Here is a 17,794-nt window from a genome sequence, read left to right on the forward strand (position 1 = left end):
GGCCGTACGCTCACCGTCCTCCGCGCGTGTACCGGCGGACGGCGAGCGGCACGCACACGGCGAGCAGCGCGAGCGACCAGAGGACCGACCCCGCCACGGGATGCGCCACCGGCCATGCGGCGTCCGCCGGCACGGGCGCGTTGCCGCACAGATCACGCACCGCCGTGGCCACCGCGCTGATCGGATTCCACTCGGCGAGGGTGCGCAGCCACCCGGGGAGGCCGTCGGCGGGGATGTACGCGTTCGAGAGCAGCGGCAGCATGAACGTCGCGCCGCCCAGCTGTCCCGCCGCCTCCTCGCTCTGCGAGACGAGCCCGAGCAGGATGCCGACCCAGGTCGTCGCGAACCGGAACAGCAGCAACAGGCCGAAGGCGCCGAGAGCCTGGAGCGGTCCGCCCTCGATCCGCCAGCCCATCGCCAGGCCGACGAGCATCAGCGGCACGAGCCCCACCGCGGTGGTCAGCAGGTCGGCGGCGGCCTGCCCGAGCGGCACGGCCGAGCGGCTCATGGGCATCGTGCGGAACCGGTCCATGACCCCCCGGTGGGAGTCCTGGGCGGCGGTGAACATGCCGGTCATGATGCCGTTCGCGGCGGTCGCGACGAGCATGCCTGGGACGAGGAAGGCGCGGTAGTCGGCGCCGGGCATCGCGAGGGCGCTGCCGAAGACGTAGCCGAAGAAGAGCAGGAAGACGATGGGCATCGTCTGGGTCATGACGAGGATGGCGGGCGCGTGCTTGATGCGCCGCAGATGCCGGCCGAGAACGGCGCTGCCGTCGTAGAGGATGGCGCTCATGAGAACCCTTCGGGGTATACGGAGTCGGGGTGATCGGGTGGCGGGGCGGAAGAATCCGTCGTGAAGCGGCGGTCTAGGAAACGCGCGAGACGAGCCGCAGGAAGACCTCGTCGAGCGTCGGCGCCCGCAGCGTCGCGTCCACGACCGGCACCCCGGCGGCGTCCAGTTCCCGTACGACACGCGGCAGCGTGAGATCCGGGTCGAGGGCGACCGCCCCGGCGGTGCGCTTCTCGTCGTCGAGGACCGGCTCGGCCCCGGTGAGCTGATCCAGGACGACCGCGGCGGCATGCAGCGCCTGCCGCGCCGAGTCAGGGGCGAGGACGACCTCGACGTAGCTCCCGATCTGCGCCTTCAGCGCGCCCGGCGTACCGCGGTGCGCGGCCCGCCCCCCGTCGATCAGCACGATCTCGTCGGCGAGCTGATCGGCTTCCTCCAGATACTGCGTGGTCAGGAGCACGGTCGTCCCCTCGGCGGCCAGTTCCCGTACGGCCTCCCAGATGCCGTTGCGGCTGTGCGGATCGAGTCCGGTGGTGGGCTCGTCGAGGAAGAGCACACGCGGCCGGACCAGAAGGCTCGCCGCGAGATCGAGCCGCCGCCGCATGCCGCCGGAGTATGTGCGCGCGGGACGGTCGGCGGCGTCCGCGAGTCCGAACCGTTCGAGCAGTTCGTCACCCCGCGCCCGCGGAACCCGCAGCAGCCGGGCGAAGAGCCGCAGATTCTCCCGTCCCGTCAGATCCCCGTCGACGGAGGCGTACTGCCCGGTCACTCCGATCAGCCGGCGCACCGCGGCGGCCTCCCGCACCACGTCGTGCCCCGCGACGAGCGCCCTCCCGGCATCCGGTGTCCGCAGCGTGGTGAGCAGGCGCACCGCCGTCGTCTTGCCCGCCCCGTTCGGGCCGAGCAGACCGCAGACCGTGCCCTCGGGGACGGCCAGATCGAGCCCCCGCAGGGCATGGACGTCCCCGAAGTGCTTCTCCAGACCCTCACTAAGTACAGCGTACGTAGAAGTCATGTCCGCACGGTACCTCACTACGTACGCTGTACGTAACTAAGATGGGGTCGAGGTGATGATCAATGGCGGGCCGAGCGGCCGAACCGGAAGTGATCTGGGCGCGCCCCGAGCGTGCGGGCCGTGGCCCGAAGCCCGCGTACAGCAGGGCGGACATCGCGGCGGCGGCCGTCCGTATCGCCGACGCGGACGGCATCGACGCGGTCTCCATGCGCAGGGTCGCGGGCGAGCTGGGCTGCGGCACCATGTCGCTCTACAACTACGTGCCGCGCAAAGAGGACCTGTACGAGCTGATGGTCGACGCGGTGAGCGGCGAGTACGTGCTGGCGGAGGGGCCGGCGAGCAGTGACTGGCGCGCGGAGATGCTGACGCTCGGCCGTCAGACGCGCGACCTCATGCGACGCCACCCGTGGCTGCCCCGGATCATGTCGGCGCTCTACGGCTTCAGCCCGAACGCCCTGCGCTACCTGGAGCACTGTCTCGGCGTCCTGGAGGGCCTCGACGCGCCCTACGGCACCAAGGCGGAACTCATCGGCATGGTCAATGGCTCGGTCATGACGTTCGTCTCCAACGAGCTCGCCATGGCGGAGCGCGCGCGGGCGCTGCCGTGGTCGGAGGAGCGGGAGCAGCAGGCGAGGTACGCGTACCTCGCCGGGCAGGTGGCCACCGGGGCCTACCCGCGGCTCGCGGAGGCGCTCAAGGAGACGCCCGCGCCGGGTGACGCGGACGAGCTCTTCGACCGGATGCTGAACCGGCTCCTGGACTCGTTCGCCTGAGTGACCCGGGGCGGGCTCGGGGCGAGCTCGGGGCGGTCTCAGGGCGGGGTGAAACCGGCTCAGAGCAAGGTGAACTGGCCGCCCGGGCCTTCCTCGTGGTGGTCGAGGACCGACGCCGGGCGCCTGGCGGTGTCGGGGACGGGGAGCACGCCCGCCCGGCGCAGGGCGTCCGTCGAGATGCCGGAGTCTGTCGCCGTGGTCAGTGACGTGGCCAATTCCGTTTGCAGGGGGCGGAGTTCCGCGAGGAGGGCCAGCACCGTGATGAGTTCCAGTAGTTCGGATGTCCAGGTCTGGGGCCACTCCGCTGGCCGGATCGCTTCCAGGGAGCCCGCCTCGCCCGCCGCCCTCCGACGCTCGAACCACAGCTCGATGACCCGCACTCCGCTCACCTCGAACTCCCATGCCTCCCGCGGCACCGGCGAGATGCGGCCCGCGTCCACGCAGAGGGCCTCCTCCTCGGGGTCGTACGACACCTCGGCGGGGCGGGCGGGGAGCGGTGCCCGTACATAGGGCCGGCGCCCGCCCGGGAGCTTCGGCCGTGTGCCGTCGCCGCGGGCCTGGAGCGCGAGAACGCGGCGCCCCAAATCCGTGCCCCGCGCCCAGATCCCGGCGTCGGACGTCAGCGGCACCCGGCATCCGGCCGGGGATGCCTCCGCGACGGCGAGCGTCCAGGCCGCCAGGTCACCGGCGCCGACGTCCTGGCCGAGCGCCGAGGAGAGGTGGGCGAGCAGTCCGGGAGCCGTGTTGGGTTCGAGCCCGCCCGGGCGGCGGAACAACGGCCGGATGCGCCCGGGCCGCCCGGCGGGGGAGCGGCCGTCCGGCAGCACGGCGGAGGCAAGGACCGCGGGGCCCGTGGAGCCGGTGACGTACCCCTGCTCGACGAGGAAGAGCTGGCCCTCGCCCGCGACCCGCCACAGCTCCGGGCGGGCGGTGTCGATGAGCCGGTGGTCCGGGATCAGCCACTGCTCGTCGAAGGGGCCGTGCAGGACGCGCACCGGATCGGGGCAGGGGCCCGAAGCGGCGGCCAGCGGGACCGTCGCGCCCCGGTGGCCCGGCAGTTGGGAGACCGCGGTGTGCAGGGTGCGCGAGCGCGAGGGGGAGAACAGCCTCTCGCGCTCCGCCGGATCCGCCCGCACGAACGCGGCCCAGCGGGCCCTGAGCGTCGCGGCGTCCGGCCCCATCGGCCACCCGCGGCCCGGCCGGAGCGGCGCGACGGACCACGGCATCAGGTCGCCGAGCAGCGGCGCTTCGTCGTGCGTCACGCCCGGCATCGTACGTCGGGACCCTTACGTCGCGTCGAGGGTGACCGTGAACGAGAAGCGGTCGCCGCGGTAGTGGATGCGTGCCACGTCCAGGGCGCGGCCGTCCTCGTCGTACGTGATGCCCGTGTAGTGCAGGATCGGGCTGAGCAGCGGCACTTCGAGGAGGCGGGCCGTCTCCGGGTCGGCGAGCGTGGCCTCGACGGTGTCGGTGATGCGGCTGATGCGGACGCCCACCACATCGCGCAGGACCTTCGTCATGGGCCAGCGCGCCAGGTCGTCGGGTTCGACGCGGTCCGCGAGCTCGGGACGTATGAAGTTATGGGCGTGATTGGTCGGTTCGCCCGTCTTCTCGTCGCTGCGCAGCCGGTGGTACGTCGCCACCTCGGTGAGGTCAGGGAAGTGCTCGGTGAGTTCGCCCGGGACCGGGGCCATGCCGTGCCCCAGCAGCTGCGTGCTCATGCCCGACTGCTGGGCCACGATCGCGTCGACCGAGCCGAGCAGCCGGACCGGCGAGCCGCGCTGGGCGCTGGGCTCGATGAACGTGCCGCGCCGCCGGTGCCGGGTGATCAGACCCTCGTCCTCCAGCTCCTTGAGCGCCTGCCGCATGGTCAGGACGCTCACGCCGTAGTGCCCCGCCAGCTGCTCCTCGGTGGGCAGCCGGAGCGGGGCATCGGGCGTGCGGCCGAGTATCGAGGCACGCAGGGACTGCGACACCTGATACCAGAGCGGCAGCTTGCGATTCAGGACGATCGAGTCCGGGGCGAAAGCGGTCACGGTCTCTCCGAATCAGCTCGATCAGTTTCGAAAATGGCGCTCCAGACCCTCCCACACATCGTCGTATCCGCGCTGCAGATGGGAGGCCTGAGCTGCTTGTTCGGTCGCCGTCACCGGCCAGCGTGTCTCGAACATGAAGGCAAGCCCGTCGTCGATCTTCTGCGGCTTCAGCTCGGCGGCCGACGCCTTGTCGAAGGTGTCGCGGTCGGGGCCGTGCGCCGACATCATGTTGTGCAGCGAGCCGCCGCCCGGCACGAAGCCCTCCGCCTTCGCGTCGTACGCGCCCTCGATGAGACCCATGTACTCACTCATCACGTTCCGGTGGAAGTACGGCGGCCGGAAGGTGTCCTCGCCGACCAGCCAGCGCGGCGCGAAGACCACGAAGTCGACGCCCGCCAGGCCCGGGGTGTCGGACGGCGAGGTCAGGACCGTGAAGATGGACGGGTCCGGGTGGTCGTAGCTGATGGTGCCGATGACGTTGAAGCGGCGCAGGTCGTACACGTACGGGACGTGGTTGCCGTGCCAGGCGACGACGTCCAGCGGCGAGTGGTCGTAAGTCGCCTGCCACAGGTTGCCGCAGAACTTGTTCACCACCTCCACCGGACGGTCCTCGTCCTCGTACGCGGCGACCGGGGCCCTGAAGTCCCGGGCGTTGGCGAGGCCGTTCGCGCCGATCGGGCCCAGGTCGGGGAGCTGGAAGACCGCGCCGTAGTTCTCGCACACATAGCCGCGCGCGGTCCCGTCAAGGAGCTCCACGCGGAAGCGCACCCCGCGCGGGATCAGCGCCACCTCGCCCGGCTCGGCGCGCAGCAGGCCGAACTCGGTCCGCAGGAGAAGGCCGCCCCGCTCGGGCACGACGAGGAGTTCACCGTCCGCGTCGCTGAACACCCGGTCGGTCATGGAGGAGTTGGCGTGGTAGAGGTGCACGGCCATGCCGGTGCGCTGGGTGGCGTCTCCGTTGCCGCCCAGCGTCCACAGGCCCGCGAGGAAGTCCGTGCCGGGTGCGGGCTCGGGGAGCGGGTTCCAGCGCAGGCGGTTGGGGTCGGCGTCCTGGGCGAACGGCGCCGTGCGGATCGTGCCGTTGTCGACGCGGGTGAACGCGGGGTGCGCGGCCGAGGGGCGGATGCGGTAGAGCCACGAGCGGCGGTTGTGCGCGCGGGGCTCGGTGAAGGCGGTGCCGCTCAGCTGCTCCGCGTACAGCCCGAGGGGAGCGCGCTGGGGCGAGTTGCGGCCGTGCGGCAGGGCACCGGGCACTGCTTCGGAGCTGTGTTCGTTGCCGAAGCCGGAGAGGTACGTCAGTGCCTCGGCCGTCTTGCGCGGGTCGTTCGCGTCACCACGGCTTGCGTCGCTGGTGTGTTCCCGGCTCATCATCGCTCCCTCGTCAACGATTCCTATGGGACACCGTAGGATTCACGTTTTCCTTCCGCAAGGGGATCCATGGATGTGAACAATGCTCTACTCTCCCGGGGATGCCCCACCGTGATCAGCGCAAGCCCCCGCCGCCCCCGAAAACCCTGCGCCGCGTGCCCGTGCAGGAGCGCAGCGCCGAGCGGCTGACCCGCATCCTCGACGCCTGCGCCGACCTCCTGGACGAGGTCGGCTACGAAGAGCTGAGCACCCGCGCCGTCGCCGCCCGCGCGGGTGTCCCGATCGGCTCCGTCTATCGCTTCTTCGGCAACAAGCGCGCCATGGCGGACGCCCTGGCCCACCGCAACCTCGACGCGTACGGCGAGCGCGTGGCGGCACGCATGGCCGGTGTGGAGCGCGGCGACTGGCGCGGCGCCGTCGACGCGGCCTTCGACGAGTACCTCGCCATGAAGCGCAGCGTCCCCGGCTTCGGCCTGGTCGACTTCGGCATCCCCTCGGCCCCCGGCGCGATGCCCGACGCCAACTCGGACGTCGCCGAGCGAGTGGCGGGACTGCTCGCCGCCCACCTCGACAGGACGCTGGACAAGAAGCTGCGCCGGACGGTCCTCGTCGGCGTCGAGGCGGTGGACGCCGTCCTCCAACTCGCCTTCCGCGCACACCCGTCGGGCGATCCCGACCTCATCGACGAGACACGGACCCTGCTGCACTCCTATTTCGCGGGTTCGCTGGACTGAGCCGGGCCCGCGGGTTTGCGACCTCGGTCCCTTCAGGGGCCTGACGCCATGCATACCGGTCGGTATGGTGAGGGTGCCCGTGCGTTGCCGCCGCCGCTCCGGAGGGTCCTCCATGCCCAGCACCGCCCTGCGTATCTGCCCGCTCTGCGAAGCCACCTGCGGGCTCACGCTCACCATCGAAGGGACCGCCGACAGCGCGCGCGTGACCGGCGCGCGCGGGGACCGGGACGACGTGTTCAGCCGTGGCTTCATCTGCCCCAAAGGCGCCTCCTTCGGAGAGGCCGACTCCGACCCCGACCGTCTCAAGACCCCCCTCGTACGCAAGGACGGCGGACTCCAAGAGGCAAGCTGGGGCGAGGCGTTCGACGCCATCGCGACCGGGCTCCGCCCGCTGATCGAGCGCTACGGCCCGCAGGCGATCGGCGTGGTGCTCGGCAACCCGAACGTGCACACCATGGCGGGCGGCCTCTACCCACCTGTACTCCTGAGCTCGCTCGGCACCCGCAACGTCTTCACCGCGAGCACCGTCGACCAGATGCCCAAGCACGTCTCCAGCGGGCTCCTCTTCGGCGACGCCTTCGCCATTCCCGTGCCCGACCTGGACCGCACCGACCATCTGCTCCTGCTCGGCGCCAACCCCCTGGACTCCAACGGAAGCCTGTGCACGGCCCCCGACTTCCCCGGCAAGCTGAAGGCGCTGCGCGCCCGCGGCGGCACCCTCACCGTCGTCGACCCGCGCCGCACCCGTACCGCGAAGGTCGCCGACCGGCACCTCGCGATCCGGCCCGGCACGGACGCGCTGCTGCTCGCGGCCATGGTCCAGGTCCTCTTCGAGGAGAAACTCACCGACCTCGGCGTACTGGAGGACCAGGTGGAGGGCGTCGAGGACGTGCGCGAGGCCGTACGCGACTTCACGCCCGACGCCGTGTCCGCGGCCTGCGACGTGCCCGCCGACACCATCCGCGCCCTCGCCCGCGAGCTCGCGGCGGCGCCCACCGCCGCCGTCTACGCGCGCGTGGGGGCCAGCACCGTCGCGTACGGCACGCTCACCAACTGGCTGGTGGACGTGCTGAACGTGCTGACCGGCAACCTCGACCGGCCGGGCGGCGCCCTGTTCCCGCTCTCGGCCACCGACCGCGCGCCCCGCCCGGCGGGCCCCGGCAAGGGGTTCGCCCTCGGCCGCTGGCACAGCCGCGTGAGCGGGCACCCCGAGGCCAAGGGCGAACTGCCGATCGCCGCGCTCGCCGAGGAGATCGACACCCCCGGCGACGGGGCGATCCGCGCGGTCGTCGCCGTCGCGGCCAACCCGGTCCTCTCGGCGCCCGACGGCGACCGCCTCGACAAGGCCCTGGCCTCGCTCGACTTCATGGTGAGCGTCGACCCGTATCTGAACGAGACCTCGCGTCACGCCCACGTGGTCCTGCCGCCGCCCCCGCCCTCCCAGAGCGCCCACTTCGACTTCGCCTTCAACGGATTCGCCGTACGCAACCAGGTCCGCTACACCCGCGCCGCACTGCCCCTGGCGGACGGCAGGATGCCCGAGACGGAGATCCTCGCCCGGCTCGTGCTGGCCGTGAGCGGGATGCACGGCGCCGATCCGGCGGCCGTCGACGCGATGGTCGTCGACAAGACCCTCGGCAAGGCCGTTACCGAGGCGCACTCGCCCGCGTACGGACGTGATCCCAAGGAACTGTCCGCCCTCCTCACCGGCGAGAGCGGCCCCGAGCGGCGGCTCGACCTGATGCTGCGCCTCGGCCCCTACGGCGACGGATTCGGCGGGTGCGGCGACGGCACGGACGGCCTCACCCTCGACCGCCTCCTCGCCCACCCGCACGGCATCGACCTCGGGCCGCTGGAGCCCCGCCTCCCGCAGGTACTCAGGACCCGCAGCGGACGCGTGGAACTCCTCCCGGGGCCGATCGCGGACGACCTGCCCCGCCTGACGGACGCGGTGCGCGCCGCCCCCGCCGAGCTCGTCCTGGTGGGCCGCCGCCACCTGCGCTCCAACAACAGCTGGATGCACAACGTGCGCACCCTCACCGGCGGCTCCAACCGCTGCACCCTGCACGTCCACCCCGAGGACGCCGCCCGCATCGGCCTGGAGAACGGCGGCCACGCGCGCGTGGAGGCCGCCGGCGGTGAGCTGACCGTCCCCGTGGAGGTGACCGACGCCGTGCGCCCCGGAGTCGTCAGCCTGCCGCACGGCTGGGGCCACGACCGCCCCGGCACCCGCCTGACCGTCGCGGCCGAGAACCCCGGAGCCAATGTGAACCAGCTCCTGGACGGCACGCTCCTCGACCCGCTCTCCGGGACGTCCGTGCTCAACGGCTTCCCGGTGTCCGTCACTGCCCTTGTGCCAGCACCTGTGCCGGCGACTGTTCCGGCAGCAACTCGTTGACCAGGAGTTTTGCGCTTATTGCTCGCACGTCAACATCTTGTTAACGCCGGAGAGCGGGTCCTAACGTCAACCGGACCGCCAGACCTGGTGGGAGTTCGATGGTGAACGTTAGGTAGCCCCCATGCTGACAATCCTCGGATTCGTCATGATCGCCACCTTCCTGGTGCTGATCATGATGAAGAAGATGTCGCCGATCGCGGCGCTGGTCCTGATCCCCGCACTCTTCTGCGTGTTCGTAGGAAAGGGAGCCCATCTCGGGGACTACGTCCTCGAAGGCGTCGGCAATCTGGCGCCCACGGCGGCCATGCTCATGTTCGCCATCGTGTACTTCGGCGTCATGATCGACGTCGGCCTCTTCGACCCGATCGTCCGGGGCATCCTGCGCTTCTGCAAGGCGGACCCGGTACGCATCGTGGTCGGCACCGCGCTGCTCGCCGCGATCGTCTCGCTCGACGGCGACGGCTCGACGACCTTCATGATCACGGTCTCGGCGATGTATCCGCTCTACAAGCGCCTCAAGATGAGCCTCGTCGTCATGACGGGTGTCGCGGCCACCGCCAACGGCGTCATGAACACCCTGCCCTGGGGCGGCCCGACAGCCCGCGCGGCGACCGCGCTCAAGGTCGACGCGGCCGACATCTTCGTGCCGATGATCCCGGCGCTCGCCATGGGCCTCGTGGCCGTCTTCCTGCTCTCCTACGCACTGGGTCTGCGGGAGCGCAAGCGGCTCGGCATGCTCTCCCTGGACGAGGTCCTGGAGAAGGAGACGGCGAGCGAGACCGTTCTGGTGGGTGCAGGCGGCTCCGCGGGCGGCCGTACGTCCCTCACGAAGAAGACCCCCGGGGGAGCGGGCTCGGGAACGGACGCTGACGCTGCGGAGTCTGCCGGAGAGGCCGACGAAGACGACGGCTTCCAGGGGCTCGACCCGAACCGCGCCACCCTGCGCCCCAAGCTCTACTGGTTCAACGCCGGTCTCACCGTGGTCCTGCTCACCGCCATGATCATGGAGTGGCTGCCGATCCCGGTCCTCTTCCTGCTCGGCGCCGCGCTCGCCCTGACCGTCAACTTCCCGCACATGCCCGACCAGAAGGCCCGCATCGGCGCCCACGCGGAGAACGTCCTCAACGTCACCGGCATGGTCTTCGCGGCCGCCGTCTTCACCGGCGTCCTCCAGGGCACCGGCATGGTCGACAGCATGGCCAAGTGGCTCGTCGACGCGATCCCGGAGGGCATGGGCCCGCAGATGGGCCTGGTCACCGGCCTTCTGTCGCTTCCGCTCACCTACTTCATGTCGAACGACGGCTTCTACTTCGGCGTCCTGCCGGTCCTCGCCGAGGCGGGCCAGGCGCACGGCGTCGGCACCCTGGAGATCGCCCGCGCCTCGATCGCCGGACAAGCCCTGCACATGTCGAGCCCGCTGGTGCCCGCCGTGTACGTCCTCGTCGGCATGGCCAAGGTCGAGTTCGGCGACCACACCAAGTTCACCGTCAAATGGGCCGTGCTCACCTCGCTCGTGGTGCTCGGCTCCGGGATCCTCTTCGGCATCATCTGATGCCATCGACACCGGGCCGGGCCTGGTTGCTGCGCCTCGTCATCGCCTTCAGCTTCGCGCAGGGGGCGGTGTCGATGGCGCGTCCGGCCGTCTCCTACCGGGCCCTCTCACTGGGCGCCGACGAGCGGGCGATCGGCGTCATCGCGGGCGTCTACGCCCTGCTTCCGCTCTTCGCCGCCGTGCCGCTCGGGCGCAGGACGGACCACGGGCGGTGCGCGCCGCTCCTTCCGGTCGGCGTCGTGCTGATCGCCGGAGGGTGCGCGCTCAGCGGTACGGCGGGTTCGCTCGGCACGCTCGCCGCCTGGAGCGGCGTGATGGGCCTGGGCCACCTCTGCTTCGTGATCGGCGCCCAGTCGATCGTCGCCCGGCAGTCCGCCCCCGACGAACAGGACCGCAACTTCGGGCACTTCACGATCGGCGCCTCGCTCGGGCAGCTGGTCGGGCCGATCGCCGCGGGCTCCCTCATCGGCGGGGACATGGGCCGCACGAGCGCCCTCGCCCTGCTCGTGTCGGGGGCGGTCGCGGCGGTCTCGCTCACCTCGCTGTGGCGCATCGAGCACGTCCGTCCCGTCGGCGCCTCGTCGAAGCGGAGCGACAAGGTGCCGGTGCTCGGCATCCTGCGCACCCGTGGCGTTCCCGCCGGGATCTTCATCAGCCTCGCGGTGCTCTCCGCGACGGACATCCTCACGGCCTATCTGCCGGTGGTCGGCGAGCATCGGGGCATCGCGCCCGCCACGGTCGGCGTGCTGCTCTCGCTGCGGGCCGCGGCGACGATCGCCTGCCGGCTCGTGATGACGCCGCTGATCAATCTGCTCGGCCGTACGGTGCTGATCGTCGTCACGTGTCTGCTGGCCGCCGTGCTGTGTGCGGGGGTCGCGCTGCCGGTGCCGGTGTGGGGGCTCGGCGTGATGCTGGTGCTTCTCGGGTTCTGCCTGGGGGTCGGGCAGCCGTTGTCGATGACGACCGTCGTCCAGGCCGCCCCGGACGGGGCCCGCTCCACCGCGCTCGCGCTGCGGCTCACGGGAAATCGGCTGGGGCAGGTGGCCGCGCCCGCGGGGGCGGGTCTCATCGCCGGGGTGGCGGGGGTCGCCGCGCCCTTCGTGATGCTGGGCGGGCTGCTGCTGGTGGCTGCGGGGTTGGGGTTGAGGCGTGGCCCCGGCCCTCGCTCCCCGAACGCCGGAGGGGCTGCGAAGAGCCCCTCCGGCGAGCGGGCGAGGACTACTGGACGATCTTGAGCAGCTTGTTCGGCGAGCCGCTGCCCGGGCTGGTGACCTTGCCCGATGTGGCTCCGTTCACCAGCGCCGACGAGACCTGGGCGGGCGTGGCCGAGGAGTGCCCCGCCAAGTACACCGCCGCCGCACCGGCGACGTGGGGCGTGGCCATCGACGTACCGGAGATGGTGTTCGTGGCCGTGTCGCTGGTGTTCCAGCCGGCCTTGATGGAGACGCCCGGCGCGAAGATGTCCAGGACCGAGCCGTAGTTGGACCAGCTGGCCTTGGCGTCCGTGTTGCTGGTGGCGCCCACCGTGATGGCCGCGGGGACCCGTGCCGGGGACGACGAGGAGGCGTTGACGCCCTCGTTGCCCGCGGCGACCGCGTAGCTGACGCCGTCGGCGATGGAGTTCTTCACCGCGTTGTCGAGCGTGGTGGAGGCGCCGCCGCCGAGCGACATGTTGGCCACGGCGGGTGCGCCCGCCGCGTGGTTGCTCGTCACCCAGTCGATGCCCGCGATGACACCGGCGGTCGTGCCGGAGCCGTTGTTGTCGAGCACGCGGACGGCCACGATCTTGGCCTTCTTGGCGACGCCGTACGTCTTGCCCGCGATGGTGGTGGCCACGTGCGTGCCGTGGCCGTTGCCGTCCTGGGCGGTGCTGTCGCCGTCCACGGCGTCATAGCCGTTGACCGCGCGCCCGCTGATCTCGGAGTGCGTGATGCGCACGCCCGTGTCGATCACGTACGCGGTGACGCCCGAGCCCGCGGTGTCCGGGTAGGTGTAGGTTCCGGACAGCGGCAGGCTCGTCTGGTCGATGCGGTCCAGGCCCCAGGGCGCGTTGCTCTGGGTCGCGTCCGCACGGACCGTCCGGTTCTGCTCGACCGAGGCGACGGCGGGGTCGGCGGCGAGCTGTCTCGCCTCCGCCGCGCTCAGTTCGACGGTGTAGCCGTCGAGCGCGGACCTGAAGGTCTTCTTCACCGACCCGCCGTACTCGGATATCAGGCCCTTGCCCTGGGCCGAGGCGGCGCTGAAGCCCGAGTTCTTCTTCAGGGTGACGATGTAGCTGCCCTTGACGGCGTCGGCCGAGCCGGCTCCGATCACGGTGCCCTCGGCGGGGGCGGCCTGGGCCGGAAGGGCGGTGACCGCACCGAACAGCGTGGCGGCGGTGGCGGTCGAGATCGCCGCGGCGATCACAGTCTTCTTGCTGCGCAGCATTGCCATTACGAGGGAGTCCTCCTCATAGGCGGCGCTCGCCCTGGGTCGGGCGGCGCAACTGTGGGGGCGTGTGCGTGATCGCACACACAGCCGGGAGCGGTGCGTTCCGCTCCCGGCGCGAACAGAAGAATGTCGGCTCTACGGGCGTAGATCAAGAGAGTTGGCGGCTTGACATGTTTCTGTCACATGCGCGAAATCGAAGGCCCGTCGAATGCCGCGGCCGAGTGCCGGGGGAGTGTGTGGGGGTAGGTGTGGAGCCGGAGTGGATGTCCCCCGTTCCGACGCCCCTGGTGCCCAAAAACTATCAGCGCTAGTTTGGGGTGCGGACGACTACCTGAGGAGTGCGATGAAGGCCCACGACGGCATGTACATCGGCGGCGCCTGGCGGCCCGCCGCCGGTAAGGACACGATCACGGTCCTCAACCCGGCCGACGAGCAGCCGGTCGGGCAGGTCCCCGCCGGTACGGCGCAGGACATCGACGCGGCGGTGCGCGCCGCCCGCGAGGCGTTCCCCGGCTGGGCGGCGACCCCACCCGCCGAGCGCGGCGCGCTCATCGGGGCGCTGCGCGACCAGTTGGTCGCGCGTCAGGACGAGATCGCCGAGACGGTGACGGCGGAGCTCGGCTCCCCGCTCCCGTTCTCGCAGATGGTGCACGCGGGCGTGCCGATCCTGGTCTCCGGTTCGTACGCCGAGCTCGCCGCGACGTACGCCTTCGAGGAGAAGATCGGCAACTCCACCGTCTACCTGGAGCCGGTCGGCGTCGTCGGCGCGATCACGCCCTGGAACTACCCCCTCCACCAGATCGTCAACAAGGTGGCTCCCGCGCTCGCCGCGGGCTGCACGGTGGTCCTGAAGCCCGCCGAGGACACCCCGCTCACCGCCCAGCTCTTCGCCGAGGCGGCGCACGAGGCGGGCATCCCCGCCGGTGTCTTCAACCTGGTCACCGGGTTCGGCCCGGTCGCGGGGCAGGCGCTGGCCGAGCACGAGGGCGTCGACCTGGTCTCCTTCACGGGCTCGACGGCGGTCGGCAAGCAGATCGGCGCGACCGCGGGCGCCGCGGTCAAGCGCGTCGCCCTGGAGCTCGGCGGCAAGTCCGCCAACGTCATCCTGCCCAGCGCCGACCTGACCAAGGCGGTCAAGGCCGGCGTCGCCAACGTCATGTCCAACTCGGGCCAGACGTGCAGCGCGTGGACCCGCATGCTGGTGGACTCCGCGCGGTACGACGAGGCGGTGGAGCTCGCCGCGGAGGCCGCCGGCAAGTACGGCTCCCGCATCGGCCCCGTCGTCAACGCCAAGCAGCAGGCGCGCGTGCGGGGTTACATCGACAAGGGCATCGAGGAAGGCGCACGCGTGGTGGCCGGCGGCTCCGAGGCCCCGCGCGAGCAGGGCTACTTCGTCCAGCCCACGGTCTTCGCCGACGTCACCCCCGAGATGACGATCGCCCAGGAGGAGATCTTCGGCCCGGTCGTCTCGATCATCAGGTACGAGGACGAGGACGACGCCCTGCGGATCGCCAACGGCACCGTGTACGGGCTCGCGGGCGCGGTCTGGGCCGCCGACGACGGGGAGGCGATCGCGTTCGCCCGCCGCATGGACACGGGCCAGGTCGACATCAACGGCGGCAGCTTCAACCCCCTTGCCCCGTTCGGCGGTTACAAGCAGTCGGGGGTGGGGCGCGAGCTGGGCCCGCACGGACTCACCGAGTACCTCCAGACGAAGTCCCTCCAGTTCTGACCCCTCGCCACCCGCCTTTCAAGGAGTACGTCACCGTGGTCCGCGCCGCTGTTCTGCCCGCCGTCGGTTCTCCGTTGGAGATCACCGAGATCGACCTGCCCGAGCCGGGCCCCGGCCAGGTGCGGGTGCGTCTCGCCGCGGCCGGGGTCTGCCACTCCGACCTGTCCCTGACCAACGGCACGATGCGGGTGCCCGTGCCCGCCGTGCTCGGGCACGAGGGCGCGGGGACGGTCGTGTCCGTGGGCGAGGGCGTCACGCATGTCGCGCCCGGTGACGGCGTGGTCCTCAACTGGGCTCCTTCCTGCGGCAGTTGTCACCCCTGCTCGCTCGGCGAGGTGTGGCTGTGCGTGAACGCGCTGGCCGGTGCCGCCGATGTGTACGCCCGTCGCGCCTCGGACGGCGCCGACCTCCACCCCGGCCTGAACGTCGCGGCGTTCGCCGAGGAGACGGTGGTGGCGGGCAACTGCGTGCTGCCCGCCCCGGTCGGCGTCCCGCTGACGGACGCGGCGCTCCTGGGCTGTGCGGTGCTCACCGGGTACGGCGCCGTGCACCACTCCGCGAAGGTCCGCGAGGGCGAGACGGTGGCCGTCTTCGGGGTCGGGGGAGTGGGCCTCGCGACGCTCCAGGCGGCCCGGATCGCCGGTGCGTCGCGGATCATCGCCGTCGACGTGTCCCCGGAGAAGGAGGAGCTGGCGCGGTCGGCCGGGGCGACGGAGTACGTGGTCGCCTCCGAGAAGACGGCCAAGGCCATCCGCGGGCTGACCGACGGCCAGGGCGTGGACGTGGCGGTGGAGTGCGTGGGGCGCGCGGTGACGATCCGTACGGCCTGGGAGTCCACGCGGCGCGGCGGCCGTACGACGGTGGTCGGCATCGGCGGCAAGGACCAGCAGGTCACCTTCAACGCCCTGGAGATCTTCCACTGGGGCAGGACGCTCGCGGGCTGCGTGTACGGGAACTCCGACCCGGCGGCCGACCTGCCGGTCCTCGCGGACCACATCCGGGCGGGACGCTTCGACCTGGGCGTCCTGGTGACGGACCGGATCGCGCTGGACGGCATCCCCGCGGCCTTCGAGAACATGGTCGCGGGGAAGGGTGGACGGGCGCTGGTGGTGTTCTAGACGGCAGGGGGTGCGACCGGTTCCGGCGCCGTCTCCACCGACGGTGCCGGAACCGTTGTACGCAGCCGCGCGAAGGACTTGGCCGCCGCCAGGAACGCGAGCGTCGTCAGCACGAACGGCCAGGTGAAGGTGTGCCCGCCGCTCGGTGCGAGGAGCGCCGACATGGCCGAGCTGACGGCGGTCGCCGTGGCGGCGCCCAGGAGCGCGTACGCGAGCGTCGCGCCCCGCACCGGAAGGAAGACGCCGCACAACGCGAGGGCGACGAGCACCGAGTTGTATCCCATCGAGCCGTCCGCGATCTGCGCGGCCGGTGCCCCGAGCGCCCATGCCGAACCGATCCCGACCGCGCTGCCGAGGCACGCCACGACGCCCGCGCGACGGCTCGCGACGAAGAGGCCCACGAGCAGCACCGCGCCGACGTACCACTGCGGCATGAAGAAGATCTGGGCGAAGTCGGCGAAGAACGCCCGTGCCAGGTCGGCGGGTTCGAGCGAGGTCGGGCCCGTCGCCGCGCGCGTCAGCGCGGCCAGCGCGTCCCCGTGGTGCCAGACCCGCTCGAAGCCGGGCGCGGCGATCGTCATGGCGCTCGCGAGCAGGCAGTACGGGAGCGTGAGCGAGGGCAGGCCCCAGACGGCGAGGAGGTTGACGGCCGCCGCCGTCACGACCGTGACCACCACGCAGCCCGCGAGGGCGAGCGCGGCCGTGGACAGGTGCCCCGCGCCGAGGAACACCGCGAAACACAGCGCCGTGAGGCAGGCGTTGAAGCCTTCGAGGCCGGTCGAGACGCGGTCATGGGGTGCCCCGAGCAGCCACGCCGTCCCCGTGCCGACGGCCGTGCCCGCGAGGCCGTAGAGGCCGTACTCCCAGCCCGCCGCGAAGAGCGCCACGCAGAAGATCGCGCCCGCCGCCGCGCTGGGCAGGAAGGTGACCTGCGCCTGGCCGCGCAGGACGTGGGCGGCGAAGGACAGCGCCCTGGAGAGCGGGCCCGAGGGCGGCCCCGTGGTCCCAAAAGGCAGGCTTCCGGCATCCGTTGAGTGCCGCACGGCTCACTCCCGTGTTACGTCCATGTTTCGCCCGGCAAGACGGATGCACCTTACATCTACCTGGGCGGGCGTGGCGATACCGAGGTGCGCACGCCCGCTCCGAAGTGAACGTCGGGCAGGGCGAACCCCGTTGTCAGGCCGTCGGCGCCGCGACCTGCGCGTACTGGAGCGCGAGGCCGTCGAGGAGTGCGCGAAGGCCCGTCTCGAACGCCCGCTCGTCGATCTTCTGCTGGCGCTCGGCCAGCAGGTGGGCCTGGCCCAGGTGCGGATAGTCGGCCGGGTCGTACGCGGTCTCGTCGTCCACGAAGCCGCCGGCGAAGGACCCGAGCGCCGAACCCATGATGAAGTACCGCATCAGCGCGCCGATCGACGTGGCCTGCCCGGCGGGCCAGCCCGCGTCGACCATCGCCCCGAACACCGCGTCCGCGAGCCGCAGTCCGGCCGGGCGGCGGCCGGGACCGCCGGCGAGCACCGGAACGATGTTGGGGTGCAGGGTGAGCGCCGCGCGGTACGACACGGCCCAGTCGTGCAGCGCCGTCCGCCAGTCCCGCTCGTCGGCGGCCTCGAACATCGACAGGTCGACCTGGGCGCTCACGGAGTCCGCGACCGCCTCCAGGATCTCGTCCTTCGTGCGGAAGTGGTTGTAGAGCGAGGGCCCGCTGACGCCGAGCTCGGCGGCGAGGCGGCGCGTCGAGACGGCGGCGAGGCCCTCGGCGTCCACGAGCGCGCGCGCCGTCTCGACGATGCGTTCTCTGCTGAGGAGGGGCTTGCGCGGTCGGGCCATGCGGCACATAGTAGGGCTGCC

The 17,794-nt window shown here is 71.7% G+C and carries 15 protein-coding genes; 7 read left to right on the forward strand and 8 right to left on the reverse strand.

The genetic code is table 11. The features are described 5' to 3' along the window. Nucleotides 1–10: 10 nt before the first annotated feature. Together OG302_RS32720 and OG302_RS32725 are read right to left on the reverse strand one after the other, a co-directional pair. Nucleotides 11–793: an ABC transporter permease gene (locus tag OG302_RS32720; RefSeq protein WP_371530061.1), complete on the reverse strand. Its 783-nt coding sequence runs from the start codon at nt 791–793 to the stop codon at nt 11–13. 73 nt (nt 794–866) lie between these two features. Further along, nucleotides 867–1,805, reverse strand: coding sequence for an ATP-binding cassette domain-containing protein (locus OG302_RS32725; RefSeq protein ID WP_371530062.1), 939 nt, complete (start codon nt 1,803–1,805; stop codon nt 867–869). Between the two features lie 62 nt (nt 1,806–1,867). On the opposite strand from OG302_RS32725, the gene OG302_RS32730 reads away from it, so the two are divergent. After that, a complete protein-coding gene (locus OG302_RS32730; protein WP_371530063.1) occupies nt 1,868–2,578 on the forward strand; it encodes a TetR/AcrR family transcriptional regulator C-terminal domain-containing protein in 711 nt (236 codons plus the stop codon). Nucleotides 2,579–2,637: 59 nt separating this feature from the next. On the opposite strand, the gene OG302_RS32735 is transcribed toward OG302_RS32730, so the two are convergent. From OG302_RS32735 to hmgA, 3 genes are read right to left on the reverse strand one after another with little or no spacing between them, the layout of a single operon-like run. Then, on the reverse strand, nt 2,638–3,849 hold the full coding sequence (locus tag OG302_RS32735; RefSeq protein WP_371530064.1) for a type ISP restriction/modification enzyme: 1,212 nt from the start codon (nt 3,847–3,849) through the stop codon (nt 2,638–2,640). A gap of 15 nt (nt 3,850–3,864) precedes the next feature. Continuing rightward, the gene (locus OG302_RS32740) at nt 3,865–4,614 is read right to left on the reverse strand and encodes a GntR family transcriptional regulator (protein ID WP_371530065.1); all 750 of its coding nucleotides are present in this window, start codon (nt 4,612–4,614) and stop codon (nt 3,865–3,867) included. A 21-nt stretch (nt 4,615–4,635) separates the two neighbouring features. Further along, nucleotides 4,636–5,982 (reverse strand): homogentisate 1,2-dioxygenase, encoded by a 1,347-nt coding sequence (gene hmgA / locus OG302_RS32745; protein ID WP_371530066.1) that lies wholly within the window; start codon nt 5,980–5,982, stop codon nt 4,636–4,638. Between the two features lie 101 nt (nt 5,983–6,083). Between hmgA and OG302_RS32750 the strand changes: the two genes are divergently transcribed. The 4 genes from OG302_RS32750 (at nt 6,084) to OG302_RS32765 (ending at nt 11,901) form a co-directional block, all read left to right on the forward strand. Continuing rightward, on the forward strand, nt 6,084–6,716 hold the full coding sequence (locus OG302_RS32750) for a TetR/AcrR family transcriptional regulator (protein ID WP_371530067.1): 633 nt from the start codon (nt 6,084–6,086) through the stop codon (nt 6,714–6,716). A 112-nt stretch (nt 6,717–6,828) separates the two neighbouring features. Beyond that, nucleotides 6,829–9,114: a molybdopterin-dependent oxidoreductase gene (locus OG302_RS32755; RefSeq protein WP_371530068.1), complete on the forward strand. Its 2,286-nt coding sequence runs from the start codon at nt 6,829–6,831 to the stop codon at nt 9,112–9,114. 121 nt (nt 9,115–9,235) lie between these two features. Then, the gene (locus tag OG302_RS32760) at nt 9,236–10,666 is read left to right on the forward strand and encodes a CitMHS family transporter (protein ID WP_371530069.1); all 1,431 of its coding nucleotides are present in this window, start codon (nt 9,236–9,238) and stop codon (nt 10,664–10,666) included. Further along, nucleotides 10,666–11,901, forward strand: coding sequence for an MFS transporter (locus OG302_RS32765; RefSeq protein WP_371530070.1), 1,236 nt, complete (start codon nt 10,666–10,668; stop codon nt 11,899–11,901). Before OG302_RS32760 ends, OG302_RS32765 begins: the two co-directional genes overlap by 1 nt. Here the strand turns inward: OG302_RS32765 and OG302_RS32770 are convergent. Then, nucleotides 11,885–13,099, reverse strand: coding sequence for a S8 family peptidase (locus OG302_RS32770; protein WP_371530071.1), 1,215 nt, complete (start codon nt 13,097–13,099; stop codon nt 11,885–11,887). The two genes, OG302_RS32765 and OG302_RS32770, sit on opposite strands and share 17 nt — an antisense overlap. A 340-nt stretch (nt 13,100–13,439) precedes the next feature. Between OG302_RS32770 and OG302_RS32775 the strand changes: the two genes are divergently transcribed. Both OG302_RS32775 and OG302_RS32780 read left to right on the forward strand, forming a co-directional pair. After that, on the forward strand, nt 13,440–14,828 hold the full coding sequence (locus OG302_RS32775; protein ID WP_371530072.1) for an aldehyde dehydrogenase family protein: 1,389 nt from the start codon (nt 13,440–13,442) through the stop codon (nt 14,826–14,828). A gap of 35 nt (nt 14,829–14,863) precedes the next feature. Then, nucleotides 14,864–15,946 (forward strand): Zn-dependent alcohol dehydrogenase, encoded by a 1,083-nt coding sequence (locus OG302_RS32780; protein ID WP_371530073.1) that lies wholly within the window; start codon nt 14,864–14,866, stop codon nt 15,944–15,946. Here OG302_RS32780 and OG302_RS32785 read toward each other — a convergent pair. Both OG302_RS32785 and OG302_RS32790 read right to left on the reverse strand, forming a co-directional pair. Continuing rightward, nucleotides 15,943–16,989: an urea transporter gene (locus OG302_RS32785; RefSeq protein WP_371530074.1), complete on the reverse strand. Its 1,047-nt coding sequence runs from the start codon at nt 16,987–16,989 to the stop codon at nt 15,943–15,945. The genes OG302_RS32780 and OG302_RS32785 overlap by 4 nt on opposite strands. A gap of 133 nt (nt 16,990–17,122) precedes the next feature. Next, nucleotides 17,123–17,773 carry a TetR/AcrR family transcriptional regulator gene (locus tag OG302_RS32790; protein WP_371530075.1) on the reverse strand — a complete coding sequence of 217 codons (651 nt, stop codon included), beginning with the start codon at nt 17,771–17,773 and terminating at the stop codon, nt 17,123–17,125. Nucleotides 17,774–17,794 lie beyond the last annotated feature (21 nt).

This window comes from Streptomyces sp. NBC_01283 (genome assembly GCF_041435335.1).
Taxonomy (GTDB): Bacteria; Actinomycetota; Actinomycetes; order Streptomycetales; family Streptomycetaceae; genus Streptomyces.